This is a genomic window from Candidatus Mesenet endosymbiont of Agriotes lineatus, assembly GCF_964019585.1.
Lineage (GTDB): Bacteria > Pseudomonadota > Alphaproteobacteria > Rickettsiales > Anaplasmataceae > Mesenet.
Genome location: NZ_OZ026454.1, coordinates 1,312,842 through 1,330,745 on the forward strand (window position 1 = coordinate 1,312,842; position 17,904 = coordinate 1,330,745).

Annotated in this window: 21 protein-coding genes, 1 tRNA gene and 1 other RNA gene; 11 read left to right on the forward strand and 12 right to left on the reverse strand. The window is 30.8% G+C overall.

Translation table 11 applies throughout. The annotated features are described in order from the left end of the window. Positions 1-161: 161 nt before the first annotated feature. From AACL19_RS06160 to AACL19_RS06170, 3 genes are all read left to right on the forward strand, one after another. Complete coding sequence (locus AACL19_RS06160; protein ID WP_339045608.1) at positions 162-488, forward strand: hypothetical protein; 327 nt, start codon at positions 162-164, stop codon at positions 486-488. A gap of 360 nt (positions 489-848) precedes the next feature. Further along, complete coding sequence (locus AACL19_RS06165) at positions 849-1,685, forward strand: ankyrin repeat domain-containing protein (protein ID WP_339045609.1); 837 nt, start codon at positions 849-851, stop codon at positions 1,683-1,685. Positions 1,686-1,690: 5 nt separating this feature from the next. After that, complete coding sequence (locus tag AACL19_RS06170; protein WP_339045610.1) at positions 1,691-1,855, forward strand: hypothetical protein; 165 nt, start codon at positions 1,691-1,693, stop codon at positions 1,853-1,855. A gap of 234 nt (positions 1,856-2,089) precedes the next feature. Here the strand turns inward: AACL19_RS06170 and AACL19_RS06175 are convergent, their stop codons facing one another. The 8 genes from AACL19_RS06175 to AACL19_RS06210 all read right to left on the reverse strand — a co-directional run bounded on the left by AACL19_RS06175 (position 2,090) and on the right by AACL19_RS06210 (position 7,471). Beyond that, positions 2,090-3,055 (reverse strand): hypothetical protein, encoded by a 966-nt coding sequence (locus AACL19_RS06175; RefSeq protein WP_339045611.1) that lies wholly within the window; start codon positions 3,053-3,055, stop codon positions 2,090-2,092. Positions 3,056-3,155: 100 nt separating this feature from the next. Then, positions 3,156-3,848: a 16S rRNA (uracil(1498)-N(3))-methyltransferase gene (locus AACL19_RS06180; RefSeq protein WP_339045612.1), complete on the reverse strand. Its 693-nt coding sequence runs from the start codon at positions 3,846-3,848 to the stop codon at positions 3,156-3,158. Next, positions 3,841-4,308: a thioredoxin-dependent thiol peroxidase gene (gene bcp, locus AACL19_RS06185; protein WP_339045613.1), complete on the reverse strand. Its 468-nt coding sequence runs from the start codon at positions 4,306-4,308 to the stop codon at positions 3,841-3,843. Before bcp ends, AACL19_RS06180 begins: the two co-directional genes overlap by 8 nt. Before the next feature lie 54 nt (positions 4,309-4,362). Then, a complete protein-coding gene (locus AACL19_RS06190) occupies positions 4,363-5,379 on the reverse strand; it encodes a glycosyltransferase (RefSeq protein ID WP_339045614.1) in 1,017 nt (338 codons plus the stop codon). A gap of 122 nt (positions 5,380-5,501) precedes the next feature. Next, positions 5,502-6,041 (reverse strand): hypothetical protein, encoded by a 540-nt coding sequence (locus AACL19_RS06195; RefSeq protein WP_339045615.1) that lies wholly within the window; start codon positions 6,039-6,041, stop codon positions 5,502-5,504. Between the two features lie 77 nt (positions 6,042-6,118). Continuing rightward, on the reverse strand, positions 6,119-6,712 hold the full coding sequence (locus AACL19_RS06200; RefSeq protein ID WP_339045616.1) for a riboflavin synthase: 594 nt from the start codon (positions 6,710-6,712) through the stop codon (positions 6,119-6,121). Positions 6,713-6,786: 74 nt separating this feature from the next. Beyond that, positions 6,787-7,113 (reverse strand): DUF2610 domain-containing protein, encoded by a 327-nt coding sequence (locus AACL19_RS06205; RefSeq protein ID WP_339045617.1) that lies wholly within the window; start codon positions 7,111-7,113, stop codon positions 6,787-6,789. After that, complete coding sequence (locus AACL19_RS06210; RefSeq protein ID WP_339045618.1) at positions 7,085-7,471, reverse strand: hypothetical protein; 387 nt, start codon at positions 7,469-7,471, stop codon at positions 7,085-7,087. Before AACL19_RS06210 ends, AACL19_RS06205 begins: the two co-directional genes overlap by 29 nt. 118 nt (positions 7,472-7,589) lie before the next feature. Here AACL19_RS06210 and AACL19_RS06215 point away from each other — a divergent pair, with 118 nt between their 5' ends. From AACL19_RS06215 to AACL19_RS06225, 3 genes are all read left to right on the forward strand, one after another. Further along, complete coding sequence (locus AACL19_RS06215; RefSeq protein WP_410519856.1) at positions 7,590-8,600, forward strand: class I SAM-dependent methyltransferase; 1,011 nt, start codon at positions 7,590-7,592, stop codon at positions 8,598-8,600. Positions 8,601-8,901: 301 nt separating this feature from the next. Next, positions 8,902-9,233, forward strand: a transfer-messenger RNA (tmRNA) gene (gene ssrA / locus AACL19_RS06220). A gap of 22 nt (positions 9,234-9,255) precedes the next feature. Then, on the forward strand, positions 9,256-9,720 hold the full coding sequence (locus tag AACL19_RS06225) for a ClpXP protease specificity-enhancing factor SspB (RefSeq protein WP_339045619.1): 465 nt from the start codon (positions 9,256-9,258) through the stop codon (positions 9,718-9,720). Positions 9,721-9,941: 221 nt separating this feature from the next. Here the strand turns inward: AACL19_RS06225 and AACL19_RS06230 are convergent, their stop codons facing one another. The 3 genes from AACL19_RS06230 to fabD form a co-directional block, all read right to left on the reverse strand. Further along, entirely contained in the window at positions 9,942-10,844 is a 903-nt protein-coding gene (locus AACL19_RS06230; protein WP_339045620.1) for a P44/Msp2 family outer membrane protein, read from the reverse strand. Between the two features lie 87 nt (positions 10,845-10,931). Continuing rightward, positions 10,932-11,660 carry a phosphoribosylaminoimidazolesuccinocarboxamide synthase gene (gene purC, locus AACL19_RS06235; RefSeq protein WP_339045621.1) on the reverse strand — a complete coding sequence of 243 codons (729 nt, stop codon included), beginning with the start codon at positions 11,658-11,660 and terminating at the stop codon, positions 10,932-10,934. A 63-nt stretch (positions 11,661-11,723) separates the two neighbouring features. Next, positions 11,724-12,677 carry an ACP S-malonyltransferase gene (fabD, locus tag AACL19_RS06240; protein ID WP_339045622.1) on the reverse strand — a complete coding sequence of 318 codons (954 nt, stop codon included), beginning with the start codon at positions 12,675-12,677 and terminating at the stop codon, positions 11,724-11,726. Between the two features lie 130 nt (positions 12,678-12,807). Here fabD and AACL19_RS06245 point away from each other — a divergent pair. Continuing rightward, a tRNA-Ser gene (locus AACL19_RS06245) sits at positions 12,808-12,896 on the forward strand. A gap of 62 nt (positions 12,897-12,958) precedes the next feature. Here the strand turns inward: AACL19_RS06245 and AACL19_RS06250 are convergent. Next, a complete protein-coding gene (locus tag AACL19_RS06250) occupies positions 12,959-15,004 on the reverse strand; it encodes an aldehyde dehydrogenase family protein (RefSeq protein ID WP_339045623.1) in 2,046 nt (681 codons plus the stop codon). Positions 15,005-15,744: 740 nt separating this feature from the next. On the opposite strand from AACL19_RS06250, the gene rpiB reads away from it, so the two are divergent. The 4 genes from rpiB to AACL19_RS06270 all read left to right on the forward strand — a co-directional run bounded on the left by rpiB (position 15,745) and on the right by AACL19_RS06270 (position 17,903). After that, positions 15,745-16,200 carry a ribose 5-phosphate isomerase B gene (gene rpiB, locus AACL19_RS06255; RefSeq protein WP_339045624.1) on the forward strand — a complete coding sequence of 152 codons (456 nt, stop codon included), beginning with the start codon at positions 15,745-15,747 and terminating at the stop codon, positions 16,198-16,200. Next, positions 16,187-16,903 (forward strand): bifunctional 2-polyprenyl-6-hydroxyphenol methylase/3-demethylubiquinol 3-O-methyltransferase UbiG, encoded by a 717-nt coding sequence (gene ubiG / locus AACL19_RS06260; protein WP_339045625.1) that lies wholly within the window; start codon positions 16,187-16,189, stop codon positions 16,901-16,903. The genes rpiB and ubiG overlap by 14 nt, the downstream gene beginning before the upstream one ends. A 120-nt stretch (positions 16,904-17,023) precedes the next feature. Continuing rightward, positions 17,024-17,275: a hypothetical protein gene (locus tag AACL19_RS06265; protein WP_339045626.1), complete on the forward strand. Its 252-nt coding sequence runs from the start codon at positions 17,024-17,026 to the stop codon at positions 17,273-17,275. Further along, positions 17,214-17,903 (forward strand): hypothetical protein, encoded by a 690-nt coding sequence (locus AACL19_RS06270; protein ID WP_339045627.1) that lies wholly within the window; start codon positions 17,214-17,216, stop codon positions 17,901-17,903. The genes AACL19_RS06265 and AACL19_RS06270 overlap by 62 nt, the downstream gene beginning before the upstream one ends. Position 17,904: the final 1 nt, after the last annotated feature.

Below are 17,904 nucleotides of genomic sequence, written 5' to 3' on the forward strand. Positions count from 1 at the left end.
ATAATCTTTATGCATAACAATAAGATAAAGAACAGAATGATGTTTGATATTGCTTACTTATTAATATTTTAATGATAAAATAAGATTAATTTTAAAATCTAATTTAGCTCAAGAAAAGTAAGCTTTTTAGTCATGATATATAATTTGAGGGGTAATGTTATATGCATTATTTAAAACGCATCTGGCAATGGCTTAAAAACGCTATATCAAAAGTTTTAGCCTTTTTTAGATCTAAAGTTTCTACTAAAAATAACATCAGTAAATCCAGTAACAATACCGTACATAAACAGGGAAATTCTATAAAAGAAGGTATACAAAACATCATTGATGGAATTAATCCTGAAAGCACTGAAGAGTTTAAAAATTTTTTTACAAGCCCTAAAACTCAGGTTGCCAGAGGAATTTGGATTTTACTGTTTGATTTACTTTTAGATTTCTATTACAACAAAAAAAGACCTATGATTTTTGTACAAGGAGTTAACTTGTAATCCTAGATCCCCTTTTAAAAAAGGAGAAGAAATGAGTAATAAAATTGAAGAAAAACATGAAACACAAACAAATATTTAAGAGAAGTGAAGGAAAGGTAATAGAATATAAAACCTACTCAAATCCTATTTTTTACTTTACTACATAAATAAGGTAAGCATACCAACATTAGGAAAAAAGTAATGGAAGTTTTGAATGAAGGAGAAATTAGAATCTGTCAAGATTAATGGAAATTGTTACCTTGATGTGGTGTTTTAGTAGATAGTTTTTATCTATGTCAAATCTAAATTTAATTATTTTAGGCTTGAATCTATTGTAAAAATAGCATCATCTTTAGGGTAGTATAGACTTGGGTAGGGGGAATGACGCTAAAAGATATGATTTTTTATGCTGTACGCTATGGTTATGAGGCTTCAGTTACAGAACTATTAAAGTTAATATGTGGTGATGTTAATATTAAAGATGATAAAGGACATACACCCCTGCACAAGGCTGTTTTATACCAGCACTGTAATTTAATAAGAGTACTAATAGAACTAGGAGCTAAAGTTAATACAAAGGGTGTTTATGGGTGGACTCCTTTACATTCAGCAGTTTTGACCCATAATCTTGAAATGGTTTCTACTCTATTAGAATTACGTACACCTAAATGTAAAAAAGATGAAGATGGTAATCTTCCTATTCACCTGGCTGCAGAGCTGGGGTATTTAGAGATAACTGGAGTTTTATGTGACAAGAATACTGTAAATGCAATAAACTTCTTTGGGTCTACTCCTTTGCATTTAGCGGCAATAAAAGGGCATATAGAAGTAGCTAAAATACTATATGGTAGTGGAGCTAATATTGATAAACAAGATAAAAAAGGAAATACTGCTCTCATTATAGCAACTAAAAATAATCATACACCATTAGTTAGGTTTTTATTACAACGTGGAGCTGATTATAATCGCACAAATTATGCCGGGCAAACATTCAATGCATTTGCAGCTACGGAGGAAATGAAAAATATAGTTTGTAAGTACGATAAATCCTCAAATATATCAGTAGATGTAGGCTTGCCTATTCTTAAATCTTCAACATGCAAGCGCAAAAGACACTCAAGCACATCAAGTGAGTCTTCAAACTTATTAGATAGTTTACCTAGGTCAACTTTATCTAGCCCTCAGTATAAATGTAGCAATTCTCCTAACATGATATGATGTTAATGTCAATTAGCCCATTTGGTTCTGATGTCTCTGAAGTATCTTATATGTCTCGGTGTAGAAGATTTTTTACTAATACATTAAACATAAATTCCTCTGAACGTGATTTTCCTGATTCACCTGGTTCACCTACTATACAAAGTGTTAAAAAGGCAAGATTGATGTGAGCTATAATCTTTAAAATTAAATAATAAAACTTATAGGTTTTTCTAATAGGCTACAATATTCTTTTCAGAAACTTAGAAAAATCGACATAGGTCATTCAATTGCTATGGTAAAACACCTTTTTCCTTACGTTAAATTCAGCTTTTTCAATAAACACTTAATATAAAAAAATAACCACTAATTTTTGTTAACACTACCTCAAGATTGTATATCAAATTTTCTGAAGCTATTTAAAATTAAGCAATATCAAGGCCACCTTCTTTGAAAGGTTCTACCACTTGCACTTGCTCTAAACTTGTACTTACCTTTTGCTTATATTCTTGTACTATATTAATTTTAGCATTCTCTTGTAAAAAGTTATTTATTTTTGTGAGGCGTCTTGCAACCTTATCTGTTTTATCGATGGCTTCAGGTCTAGTTTTAGTTTTACTTAGATCTATAGATCCAAACCAAATACACCACTTTTTATCGCTCAGTTCTTGATTAGCTTGATAAGCCTTTAAAGAAAATACTAAACTATCTCCTTCTCTGTTACCGAAAACATATGTTGCTCCTGTAAATTTTTGCTCAAAAGTCTTCAATTTTATACCATGAAGATTTTCATATTCTGCTTCGTAATGATAAAAGATATCCATACCTGTTATTTTATTACCTTGATTATCAACATCTGTTTCATATACAGAAAACAACTCTCCTTCCTCATTGAGATACTCACGTATTATTATTGCTCTATCAGTTACTGTCTGTAGGCATTTTGGGTCATTGGCTATTTCTTCCTTAACCAGTCCCTCCTCTACTTTAGGAGCAGGATTAACTCTTAAAGGCGTAGCAGGAGTAGGAGTGTGAATAACACCAATGGAACACTCAATTCTTTTTTTTTCTAAAAATGAAGTAATTGTACTTTCAATAATTGCTTGCAGACTTACGAACAATGGTCTATTTTCTCCATCGCTTCCTTCCTTTTTTACTTTTTTATCTGCAGCAACATCATGCCAAAGCTGCTTGATCTGTTCACCTTTCTCACCTATTGCTCTTATTTTTTCGCATACTACTTTTTTAAATTCTACAGTAAGACTGTATTCTTGAACTGTAGGTGAGCTTGCATCTAAAGATTCTTCTAATTCTTCAAGAGTATTAGGAGAAAGACATTCTTGTAATATTTCAAAATCACTTTCTGACTCAGAAGTTTTTCTTGCTAACATATTCCCCCAACTTAAATATTATATTGATAATAACATAAAAAAACTAAATATCAATCTTTTAAAAATTTATAATTTAGTATGAATTAAGCAGCATTTTCTTTTAAAAATGGTAATTAACATATGCTAAAGCTGCAACAACAGCTGTATCTACTCTTAAAATCCTTTTACCTAAACTCATTTTAGTGCAGAAACTCTCAGCAAAACTAAGCTCTTTTGGTGAGAATCCTCCCTCTGGACCAATAATTAAGGCAATGTTTTTCTTATCTTTTAAGATCTCATGCGGATTTTGTCCCCCACCAGTTTCATCACAAAGTACAAAATATTTATCATTTATAGATTTAAGTTCAGTAAAAGAAATAGGAGGAAATATTTTGGGAACAGTTAGACGTTCACATTGCTCTGCAGCCTCAATCAGCTGCAGTTTTATTCTTTCAATGTTAATTTTTCTAACCACTGTGTGTTCTGTATATACTGGATGTAAGGAAGTCACTCCCATCTCTGTAGCTTGTCTTAATATGTTATGCAAAGCAGTACTTTTTACAGGTGCAAAATATAAAGATAAATCTTGCTCATATTCTTGATTAGCAATAGTTTCTTTCAGCTTTACTATAGATTTATTATTTATGATATCCACCTCACCTAGCCATAGGCCATCTTTGCCATTAAAGAGTAAAACGTTGCTATGCTTTTTAACACGCATTACATTTATGAGATAATGGTTTTGTGCAGGGTTTAAAAATATACTAAAATCTTGACCTAATTTTTCATCAACATAGAGCCTGATTTTACTCATTTTTTATTTCTTTGAGAATTTCTAGCACATGTCCATTGACTTTTACATTTCTCCAAATCTGCTTAATTGCACCTAATTTATCAATCAAAAATGTAGCTCTTTCTATCCCCATGTACTTCTTACCAAACATACTCTTCTCTACCCAAACCCCATATTTTTGCAGAACTTCAGTACTTTCATCGGAAATTAGACAAAACGGCAACGAGTATTTTGTTTTAAAGTTAATATGAGACCTAATACTATCTTTTGATGCACCAATTACAACCGTATTCAACCTAGAGAATACTTCTATATTATCTCTAAAATCTTTAGCTTCTATAGTGCAACCTGGCGTATCATCTTTAGGATAAAAATATAAAACCAAATTCCTTTGATCATAAAATTCACCAAGTGATATAATCTTACCATTATCTGCAGGTAACTCAAATTCCGGCGCTTTATCTCCTATTTTTAATATCATATCAAACTTCGTTTATATTTTTTAATTTCTACAGTATATACCTTTTTTACTACTTTATGGCAAATTAGTTAATTTTCTTAATTGTTCTGGATCGTTGTAATCAATATGAAATCGATCTCCGTGTTTCATCCAAAGCTTTATAGTTGGTGGCACTTCAATACCGTAGTCAGAAATCATTGGCTTATAGATTTTTGAATGTAACCTTTCACTGGAAATTTCTCCTCTCATTTCCCATTCTATATGATCTTCTTTTTGTTTAGCGTGCCAAACAAGTTTTGTTTGCATAAGAAATTCCCACATTAAATAAGAATTCATGTAATCTATCATATAACTCTGCAAAATACGAGTGCGTAGATAATCAACTGGATCTGGATCTATAGCAATGTCTAGTTTGCCAGTTACAATGCCTTCTACTTTATCAATCAAAAATCCTTTCATTAGTTTATCAAAATAACTATTTTTACTGTTGGTTTTAACAAAAAAATTACCTAATGCACGAGCATTATCATTGTAATAATAAATATTGAACCCTTTCTTACTCTTTATATCTCCTATTGGCCCAATAATTTTAGTGTCAATATCGAAATAAATACCTCCTGTAATATTGATCAGTGGAAGTTTTGTTAAATCAGCAGCCAGGCAATACCTACGTGTTCTTTCACCATAATCAAAAAAATTTGCTGTAAATATTTGATCAAGTAGATTGTAGATACGTTCATATTGCTTATCCAATTCCATATCATACACATCAATCTTCCAGAGATTTTCTGTGTTATCATTTCTAACTAACTCAACTCTTGCCTTAATATCATCAATACTGATAGCTTTTATACTATTAATATTCTTTCTATTATTTTTTAGTAAGTACTTTTCGCTATAAACTAGAATTATATCTCTAGTTTTGTTTGTATCCGCAGTTCTCTTAAGGTTGTAAAAGAACTTCGACGGAATATCACTACCAAGCCAAACAAAATATATTGGCAAATCATCTGAAACAACATGATCATTGTTCTTTAAAATAGTTATATCAGTAGTAAGCAATAGAATTGCTATACTTAGTATATTCAACATAGCTATGTATTTTTACTAAAGTATAGCTATACATTTAAAATTAAAGAAAAGGTAAAATTAAGATTTATTTAAATATATACCTATCTTCTAACCTTTCTTAACTCAGTATATATAATGTCAATTTAAACATTAACAACGTTACTATTGTATATATGATCAATCCTTTTTTTAATTAGATCTCTAATTTTTAGTTTATATAGAACTGTAGGTTTTTCTTTTGGATCTATATTTTCTTTATTCAGTACTTGCTCGTTTGCACTGATTATCTCATGATTTCCTTCACGTAGCACTTGATCTATCGTCCCTGAGTTCACACTCATATCTATGCACTCCATCATTTCACCTGCAACTTCCTCTGCAGTTAATGCTTCCATTTCTTGACTTGTACTTATACCTGTATACTTTTTATCATGCAACTGTTGTTCTGAAGGCAATGTGTGTAATCTCTTTTCTTGTTTTTTTTCTACTCCAATTATTTCTGCTATAAGAAGAGTTTCAAGAACATTAATATGAGTATTGAGCAGCTGTTCATTTGAAAGTAACTTATGCAATTTTTTTTCGGTTTTTTTAATCTTTTCTTTAATTTTACGCTTTAAATCCGTTTGATTTAAAAGGTTATTTAAAAGATTTTCAGAGTAAACTTGTTGTTTTTGTACCTTCATTATTAGACCCCCCTATGTTATAATTATTTTATAACTAACATATACTTTCTAATAAAGCTATAGAAAAATTTACTTTATTATCTACTTTTTAAATATTTATTGATATACTTGGCAGCTAAATCTATCTCTAGATTTACCTTATCATTAATATTATTATACTTAAATGTAGTGTTATTCCATGTGTATGGAATAATATTTACGGAAAATTCATGCTCTTTTAGTGAATTAATTGTAAGCGAAACACCATCGAGTGCAACAGAGCCCTTTTCTATTATGAATCTTGATAATCTTTCAGGATAATTAAATATTATAACATGAGAATTTAATTTTTCTTCTACTGCCAAAATAGTAGCAACATCATCCACATGACCTTGAACAAGATGACCATCAACCCTATCACTTAATCTCATTGCCTGCTCTAGGTTAACTCTTTTACCTACGTGCCAACTGCTAATATTAGTGACTTTAAGCGTAGCCTCTGACACATCTACAAAGAAGCTCTTATTATCCGTAATATCAACAACTGTAAGACAAACTCCAGAGCATGCTATTGAATCACCAACTTTGAGATCTATTAAAGTTGGTGATTCAATACAAAATTGTTTATCTAGATTATCTCTTGCAAAAATGCTAGTGATAATACCTATGTTATATATTATGCCTTTAAACACATGAAACCTTTGAGGATTATATAGTTATAATGCCTCGTATCATAAGATTGTTGAAAAATCAACAATCTTAAAATCTATTTACCGCTTGAGTCGTTAGGCTTTGTGTTATCATGCTTTGATACAGTTATAGCATAAACACAAAGATCAGAAAAAAGTACACCATTTTTTTGAGCTAGATCATACAGCTTTTCCAAGCTATTTTTAATCTTAGTTGGTATATTTCCTCCACGTTCCCTTGCTAACCAACTATCTTGATGATAAATAGGGTGAACATCAGGTTTTGGTTCACCTATATATATTGAAAAAGGTACACTCTGGTTACCAAAATCACATGGTACTGTAAATTTCTTTATAAAATCTGGTAGAGACATATTATCCTCTTCCCCTAGCTCGCTTTCCATTTTTCTTAAGCCCAGTATTATCTTTTTGCACATTGGACAGTAATTCAATTCCATTAGTAGGTGTTGACAGATTTTTAAGGTTATCTCTCATTTTATAGACATCATGTTTACTCAATTGCGATTCTTGAGCTATGTGTACACCATAAGCAACTATTTCTTGAGCATAAAATAATACTTTTTTCACCAAATCTAAATCACCATTGAGCATTGCAACAAGTGCATCATATGCCTCTTGCAGAGTTAAACCATCATCAGCGTTGATGACTTGATGACCATTTTCTATAGTTACCTTGTTTATACTATCATTCACACCACCTTTAAGGCTATCGTGATAAACGGGATCTTTAACTTTTAACATAATAACCATACAATGTTCTGTTTATAAAATAGGCTGGTATAGTTTATTATAAAACTTACAATGAAATTAGTCTATCATTTTATTCTACTGCGTAATGCTTATAAAATAATTAATGCTCATGATAAACACATACCTTAAAAATCTGATAAAAGAAAAAGGAGCCATATCAATGTATGAATTTATGAATATAGCTTTATATCATAACAAGTATGGGTATTACATGAAGAAGGTACCGTTTGGCAACGATTTTATCACCGCACCTGAAATTAGTCAGTTGTTTAGCGAAATGATATCAATATGGCTTATGGTGTCATGGAAAAAAATAAAAGGTGATTTCATTTTAGTTGAACTTGGTCCTGGTAGAGGAACGCTAGTAAATGACATACTAAGAGTTACACAGAAATTCACAGAGTTTTATAATTCTATGTCGGTACATTTAGTAGAAATTAGCCCAACTTTAGGGCACATTCAAAAACAGAACTTAAAAAATTTTCAGGTGCATTGGCATGATAGCATTCATACTTTGCCGGAAAAACCAACGCTTCTTATTGCCAATGAATTTTTTGATTCTCTACCTATTAAGCAATTTGTTTATAGTCAAGGTAAGTGGTATGAAAATAAAATTACAGTCGAAAATGAAGTTTTTAAAGTTACAAAACAGAAAGTTAAAGAACAAAAAGAAGAATTGCCTGACAGTGCAGTGGTAGAAGTATGCCCAACAGGAATGGAGATAATAAAAGAAATAGAAAGAAAAATAAAAAAAAATAAAGGTTCAGCATTAATAATAGATTATGGTTATTTAAACCCACCATATAGAAGTACTATACAATCTATAAAAGAACATAAATATAATGATTTTCTTAAAAATATAGGAGATGCAGATATTACAGCACACGTGAACTTTAAAGCTCTACAAGGTTACCTGCAAAACACAGAAGCAACAATAATGACCCAAAGAGAATTTTTGTATTCTTTGGGAATAATGGAGAGAACGAACATGCTGATGCAGAATGTTACTAATGAAAAAAGAGATCAAATTTTAAAAGGATTTTTAAGAATTACCGAAAATATGGGTACATTATTTAAAGTGATGATTATTTATCCTATTAACGAAAACAAGGTTTTTTAGAAAAGTAAGTTCAATATGAGTTAAAAATAAATTTCTTCTGATGTTAAAATATTTATTGCGTTAATATATATGAGCTAAAATTATATAGAATATGAAGCAATAACGTTGCTAGAGCTTATCTTAAAAAGAAGGGAAAAATAAGAGCATATCAAAAGAATGGAAACCGAACCGTTGCATAAGAAGCAATAGAAGGGAGCACAGTATCAGATTAATGTGATAAAGTATATAATGAGAGGCAGTTGTTGCTAAAACTCCATATCATTTATACTAATCTTGTAAGTAGAAAAAATAAAAGGGGTCATATATTGACATAAAGAGCTAAATAAGATATAATAAAACCGTATTTTAAAAAATACTATAGCGATAAAAGCACTTTATAATAGGTGTAATGGACCCGAGGGCAGTTCTCGGCGTTTCCACCATTTTTATATGGGAGCGAAGTAGGATCGACATGCATAGTAAAAAAAGTAGCCATTGCTCGGGAAGACATCTCCGAAAGAATTCATTTTTAAGTGCAAACGATAATTTTGCAAGTGAAGGAAGTGAGTTTGCAGCTGCTGCATAATTCAGCACAATAAACTTATTACTTTGCACGGTTTTGGGGGAAGCACCGGGTAACAGAAGTCTTCTCCTACTTGTATTAAGTAAATGCTCAATGAGTAAATATAATAAATTAATTAATATTATGATGTATATGGTCATTAGGGATGCACTTAATATCATGTCACAAAGTAAATCAGAAAGCTGTCATATTAGGATGTCTTTTCTGACAAATGCAAACAACGTTGTAATACCAGATTATTTAAAGAAGGAATATCCCAGTGAAATGCCCATTGTCCTTCAACATCAATTTGATGATTTAGTAGTGAGTGATTGCAACTTTAGCGTAGTTCTAAGATTCCATGGTAAAAAAGAAAGAATAGCAGTACCTTTTGTAGCAATCACTAAATATTGTGATGTGAACTGCGGTTTTTCAGTAGATTTTAATAAAAATTTGTCAGATGAAGCGGAGATATTTTTGAGAAAAAATCATTTCTTATTCTCACAAATACAAAACACTGCAAAACAAAATAGCTCACAGAATGTTATCTTTTTAAATAACTTTTTAAAAGATAGTTAATATTTTAGGATTTTTATTTCCTACATATTTCCTTGAAGTTACAGAAAGAAAAAACATATCATTAGGCATAGTATTTAACATTACCAACAGAGCACAAATTACCATTGCCTTGCCCATAAAAAACACTAATTTAAAATATGCTATAGATATATTAAAAAACAAAAATGGCAAGAACACTCACTTAAGTGACCTTGCCAAAAAACTAATGGATTAATTTAATTTTAGAAATGAAGTATTAAACCAGCTTCAACACCAGCTACAGCAAATTTATTTTTAATTGTTGCAGTGGTTGATTCCATACGCCTAGGATCGGCAGGAATTTCATACAACGGTTTGACCTTATTAAATTTATCACCAAGCCTATTGAAGAAACGATAGCCAACAAAAAACTTCGCATTAGGGGCTATAGTGTAATTGACGCCAACTTTGCCTTGATAAGCAAAAGCATACTCTGCTACTTTTAAATGCTCAATTCTGGTTATTCCACCACCAATACCAAAATATGGGGCAACTTTAGAATTGCCTTGTAAAGGCCAGTCATAGTAAACATTAGCCATAGCAGCAACGTTATTAAAACCTTCATTTTTCATTTTAAATGCAGCTCTATACTCACGATTATTTACATCATTACTAACATTGGTAACCCAATTTGCAGTTTGATTACCATCGGCACCATCTGAAGTTGCTAGATCACGTATTAGCTCAACCTGATTAGTCATTTCCCTTTTTGCATTATCCTTATCATCCTTCTCTACGTAACCATCATCTTTAACGTTAATTTGAGAATAAAGCATCTCACCTTCAACCCTAAAACTTCCAAAAACATCTGAATGTTCTATTGAATAGCCATGTGCAATACTAGCTGCAAGCCCTGGTTTATATTCAGGCCTATACACACCTACTTCACCACTTTTATTATAATAACCAATAATTTTTTCTGTCTTAGCCCCAGCTGCGTCTTCCTTACCATCAAACTCCCCTATGCTATTGAAGAACTCACCATGATAATGAGCACTAAAATACTTTGAAAGAGTAACAGGTGCAGAGAAAGAATGGGTGGGAATAAATGTAAGAAGAGTTACCACCAAACCCTTCGATAAAAAATCTTTATAAGAAATATTCATAATTTTACTTCCATTAGTTTTCATAGTTTTTTTACTTTATAATTAACTAACATCTCCATGTCAATAAATATCTAAAAGTTTATAACTCTATTTATGAAATATTACACCTAATCTTTTTGCCACTTCTTCATACATCTCTATCACTTCACCAAGTTCTAAACGATAACAATCCTTATCAAGCTTTTTATTGGTTTGTATATCCCACAAGCGACAATTGTCAGGGCTTATCTCATCAGCAAGAAGAATTTTACTATCCTTATCACCGGCCATCAATTTACCAAACTCTAACTTTAAATCAACAAGTTTAATGTCGATTGCAAAAAATAAATTTGCAAGATAACTGTTTACACATAACGCTAAAGATTTTATCTCATTTATTTCTTCCTTAGTTAGCCACTTAAAATATAAAATGTGATCTTCATTCACTAAGGGATCAGATACGCTATCATTCTTATAAAAAAATTCAATTATTGGTGATGAAAACCGCATTCCTTCTGAAGTGTTAAAACGCTTGCAAAAACTTCCAGCAGTAAAATTGCGTATTACTACTTCCAGTGGAATAATCTTAACTTTTTTTACTAACTGTTCTCTTTCATTTAATATCTTGACAAAATGCGTATTAACTCCAGCTATCTCAAGCTTTTGCATTAAAGCTGCACTGATATGATTATTGATTATTCCTTTGCGATAGATAGTATTAAATTTTTGTTTATTAAAAGCAGATATATCATCTTTGAAATGTTGAATCACACAATCAGAATCTGAACTAGCGAATATAATTTTTGCTTTTCCTTCATATATCTTTTCTAGATGCATTATTTATAGAGTAAAATTCTTCCCATAGTACTATGGCCTTTCCTTGAAGTAAAATTGAAAAGTTTATTCTACTAATGAAAAATCAGAGATAAACTCATGAACATTACTTATGCTACTGATACTTCTGGTATCAATGCTGCTGCTGATCCTTTTTACAAGATTAGATAAAACTTGACCAGGACCAATTTCAATACATTTTTTTATTCCTTTTTGTGCTATATACAATATAGTTTCTCTCCACCTTACTCTGCTTACTATTTGTTTTGTTATTAGATTCTTTATGATTTGTGGGTTATCCTCTTCTTTTGCCGTAGCGTTAAAGACTATCGGAATGGACGGCCTGTTTATTTGCACATTTTTTATAAAATCTGTTATTATATCATAAGCAGGACTCATAAATCTGGAATGAAAAGGACCACTAACTTGTAGTCTAATCATCCTTTTTATACTTGAATCTTTCATCGCACTGATTAACTGCTTAATGGCTGATGTTGAGCCGCTAACCACCACTTGCCCACCACCGTTATCATTTGCAATCTCACATGCATCATTTAGCTTAAGAGAATTCAGCAGTCTATCAACTTCATCTATCTCAGTGCCGAGTAAAGCAAGCATACCACCTTCGCATTGATATGATGCTTCACACATTGCAGTGCTACGCACTTGTAATAATCTTGTAGCAGATGCAAGGCTTAATGCTCCAGAAGCACAAAGTGCTGTGTATTCGCCAACAGAGTGACCACACATATAACTTATTTCTTTATCACAGGAGAAAAGTTTACCAAAAAGATGTTCAATGACGCGCAAAGTTGCAATTGATACTGCCATTAGCGCTGGCTGGGCATTTTCTGTGATTGTTAATTCCTCAATAGGACCGTCAAAAATTATTTTAGACAATTTTTTTCCTAAGATATCATCAATCTCATGGAAAACTTCTCTAGCAACCGGATAGGTGTTATATATATCTTTCCCCATACCTACAATTTGAGAACCCTGCCCTGGAAATACAAAAATCATAAGTTTTTAAAAATTTATGTTAATTTAATTAAACAGCTATAAACTAAAATAGTCAATATTTTAAAATTCTAACCTGAAGCTTTTTAAATTTGACTGCAACAAAATTTACAACTAACATCTATAAGCTATAGGAAGGATGGCCGAGAGGCTGAAGGCGACGGTTTGCTAAACCGTTATACGGCTTAAATCGTATCGAGGGTTCGAATCCCTCTCCTTCCATTGTATCTCATTTAGGTGGTCATTATAGATAAAGTGTAGCCCTTAATAGGGCACATTTTCAATTAACCTATTTGTACAACACTTTCTATATCCTCAACACTTGCTTGACTTAGCTCATTTTTTACATATGCTCTACAACTTGCTTTACTATTTGCATTTTCTATCATATTAAATTCTATTAAACGCATTATTTCGCAATATTCGTGTTCTTCAAGTAACTTAGTTAATTTTTGTTTTATTTTTTCTTTGTTCAAACCTTCATAGCACTTTTGCAAAGAGATAGGAATTTCTTCACCCTTATCCAATAACTGCATAAACTCTTCCCCCCATTTTTTTGGATATGATTGACATTTCTTTGCTAAACTGGATAGCTTTTTTCCGCCCTCTTCGCCACCAATAAAAGCTCGCTTTTTGTGAAATGATGGCAATACACAAGCCCAAAATATTTTATCATAGGTTTTATAACCTTCATTAGAATAAGAAAAGGAAATTTTGATTTCTTTGAGATTTTCCACTGCTGATTCTAAAGATTCATGAGTCGTTATTTCGGATGGATATTTTAAATCAGATTTTAAGTCTAAACTGTATTGAAACTGAACTATCCATTCTATAAAAGTGGCTGTTTTTACTTTATCATCCTCTTTAAGGCAAATAAAGGTATCAATATCACTCTCTTTCCTTCTGAATGTTCTTTTTGCTATGCTACCAAATACAAATGCAAACTCTATATTGTTAGCAAAAATGTTTTTTACCTGCTGTTTAAATTCATATTCTATTTTCAGCACAAAATCTATATCTGAGCCAGGTATCTCTCTTAGCATTAAAAAACTTTGAACTTGCAAATTGTTTATTGTTTTTTTATTGATCATCAGTTCTGTTATTACTTCTGGAATGAGGATAGGCAAAGCTTTGCTAGATATTTTTCCGTGTGAATTCTTAAATATCACAGCTGAAGCACCTTTGCTATATCCACCGTAAGCTTTAGTACCTATTTCCACATCATGGACAGTTTGGTTATTTAAGACTATCCCTACACCATTTTTAGTATTAGCGTTATCTTTAAAAAGGATTGCATCACAATTCGGTCTGATATATCGGCTGTTGCCATATAGTGACACGTACATTTTATTATATTGATATCTTCCATTTTTATCCTGAAAATATAATTTTAATTCTTCATCTTCTTCATATTCAATAATAAATGCTATAGGTCCAAATGTTTCTTGAAAATTTGCTTTTTCTGTCATTTTCGATAATATAATTGTTGGATGCACAGTAAGATTATCATAATCTACCTTGCCACCGTATATTACATTGTCTTTATTATCACCAATTATCTTTTCCAACCTTTTTAGTTCACTTTTTTGATGTATTGGTCCTATAAATGTGTTCTTATTTGAGAATTTGCCTACTATTAATTTAGAACACTCATTTTTAAATTTTTCAATAAACTCATCAGCAATTTTTTTATGTATAAAAATTGAGTCTGGTCCTGCACAATCTTGACCACTATTGAAAAACTTTACAAATATGCTGTCTTTTACAGCTTTATCGATATCAGCATCTTCCGCAACAACTACTGGATTATGTCCTGAACCATTAAAAATTAATATTGAATTTTTTGGCATTACTTTTTCTATTTCTGCCCTTGTTGTGCCTCTACCAGTAAAAATGATTACCCTAGACCTCTTTACATATTTCTCTATAAAAACATCGTGCTTTTCCGAAGTTATATTTACATTTGACAAATATTCTTTTATCTTTAAAATATTATATAGGTTTTGCATAATTTTCAACTGACGCAAAGTAGTATTTGGATGTACATATAATTCCTCAGCAATAAATCCAGGAATCAATGCAAATATTACTAGCGAATATAAAGGAAGGTTGGATGGCATGAATACAGAAATAACGTCAACTTTTTCTTTAAAATATTGCTGATTTTTGTCTATATCATTAAGTGTACGTACGCATCGCTCAATTTCATACTGAGCTACATTATAAGGTTCGTATTGAATTAAGATTTTTATTAAATTATTCTTTTTTTCTTTTATGATTTTAGCAATATCTGTGCATTGCTCTTTAATTACGTTAAAATCTACATTCATTAGACATCCCCCTTTTCAACTATAAAGCTATAATCTAGTATTATGTTATAATAAAAGTAACATATTTTAAAGTAAAAAAGTAATTATTAGGATAGCTAGTGATACGTCTTGCAATTTTTAATTGAAAAGCTTTTTGTTCTGTAATGGAAAGTGCTTTAGTTTTTGGCAAGAAATAATGTTTGGTGCAACTTAATTTATAAGTTTTATTTTAAGAGTTCGTAATTAAATTAGTCTAATTAAACTAAACAGCAAAAATTGATGAAACCATGAGGAAGTAGATATTATGAAGAAAACTATATTTAGGAATGAAAAGATCTTTTATTTGAATTTTTTAGAGTGTCTTTTAGGCATCAATTTTGATAACTTGTTTAGATTGCATGACACAAACGTCAAGGTAATAATGGTAAGCTGTCAAAATATAAATGTTTAAATGCCATGTGGTTCCTGATTAAGAAAGGTGTTAATGTTAGAAATAATAAAAAACAATATAGTGTTACACCATGTTATATTTTATACCATGATATAAGATGAAGCTGGAAGGATATATAAGCAAATGTAATTCATACATTGTACAGAACAATGCTAATATTGATATTATCACAGGTTTGGATACTGATTATTACATACACCACTGCTTCTGATTTAAATAAATATTTGAAATAGCAAGTGCAGATCAATTATATTTGACTGGAGCATTAGTTACAAATACTATTTTTCAATATAGGAAGTATTCTTAACGTATGTCAGAGTCTATATCTATTTCTTCTGATCATAATGGTGTAAGTTTAAAGTTAGCAATCAAGTCATATTTAGAAAATTTGGGTAACAAAGTTTACGATTTTGGTTGTTATTCTAAGACAGAGCCAGTTGATTATCCAGATTATGCTAATGCTGTTATTAGTAGTGTAGCAAATTGTGAATCAAAGTATGGAATATTAATTTGTAGTACTGGAACAGGAATGAGTATTATAGCTAATAGACATAGAAAAATAAGAGCTGCTTTATGTCATAATGTTGAAATTGCACAACTTGCACGTGAACATAATAATGCAAATATTCTTTGTCTTGGTGCTAAATATGTAACTGATAAAACAGCAGAAAAAATCATAGAGCAGTTTTTAATGACAAAATTTGCAGGGGGTAGGCATACATCACGTATTAATAAGCTTGCTGAATGGAAATATGAAAACTATTAACTATCAAGAAATATCAAAATTTTCTCGATATGCAGATCAGTGGTGGAATGAAGATGGAAAATTCAAACCCTTACATATGATTAATCCTGTGCGTGTTTCATATGTTACTAAGCACATAAAGGCAAAAATAAACAAAGATTTAAGCTCAATGTCAGTATTAGATATAGGTTGTGGTGGTGGTATTTTATCAGAATCAATAGCCCGCATTGGAGCAAAAGTTTTAGGAATAGATGTATGTGAAGAAAACATTCTTGCAGCACAGCTGCATGCTAAAAAGGTAGGGTTAGAACAAATAGAATATAAATGTACAAGCATTGAAGAATTAGAGAAAAAAAATAAATATGATGTGATACTGTGTATGGAAGTGATAGAGCACGTAGATAATCTTGCTTTTTTTATGGAAGAATCTGTTCATCTATTGAAGCCTGGAGGCTTAATCTTTATATCAACTCTAAATAGAACTATAAAGTCATTTGTGTTTGCTATAATTGGAGCAGAATATGTATTAAAATGGCTGCCAAAAGGTACTCACAATTGGAATAAATTTGTGAAGCCAGCAGAAATTGTGGAGCATTTGCGTGAAAATGATGTAGCCTTAGGAGATATAAAGGGAATAAAATACAGCATAAAAAACAATCAGTGGCAATTGGTAGATGATATTTCTATTAACTATATATTGATAGGAATGAAAACAGTTGGATAAAATTAAAGTTTAATTATAAGACTTTTAATTTTTATTTTGACACTAAATATTAAACCTAATAATATTAATTAATTAAATTAAAATGTTTTTTTGTTAATATTGGAAGCTGGGGGAGAGTTTATGAATGAATTTGATGTTGATCTAAAAGATACCTATTCTGATCAAGTGAATGAAAATTTAAAGTATTTTCTTAAATATTTCGTTGAAGAATTTGAAGAGAAGTTAGCGTTATACAGTTTAGAGCTAAATGGAAAGATTAAAAAAGCAGGAAAATCTGCAAAGCTCGCAAATAATGCTTTAGGAGGGTTGATTGGCTTTGCCAGTTGGAAAAATTCCCATGGTTGGTGGTGTAGTAAAATCCGTATCAACTGATTTAATAACAAATGAAATAAATAAAATAGGTAAAAATTATCATTTAAGAAAAGTAACGGATTTATCAAAATTGGTAGATTTTTCTCAGGAGGGCTCTGCTGACTTTAGAAGAATGTTAGTAAACGCAGGGTTTGATCTATTTCAAAGTTTTGAGACACAGCTTATGATGGTTACCTCAAGAATCGGGTTGCGTCAACTAGCGAAAGATGCTGTAGATAGAACAATTAACTATATGAAGAGTAAAAGTGAATTTGAAGAAAAATTTATAACTAAAGGTGTTATTTTAGGTAAGTTTAAAGGTTTTTCATTTAGGGGAAAATCTATAACCAGTGGGTTTAAGATAAAGTATAAATATAACAATGAAGAAAAAGGTTTAATAATTAAAAAAAATTGGAATACAATAGAACTATACAGTAAAGTTGGCATAGTGATAGTATCAGAAAATAAAGATGAAACTGGTTACTATAGAAGAAAAGATCAAAAATTAAGTAATACCGGTGAATATGGTTATAGACGTCTTTTTAAATCAGAAAATTGGGATGAGTTAAAAAAAGAATATGAGGATAATTCCATTACAGATGCAAATAAGCAGCAAAAATCATATCAACCATTACACATTTTAGTATAGC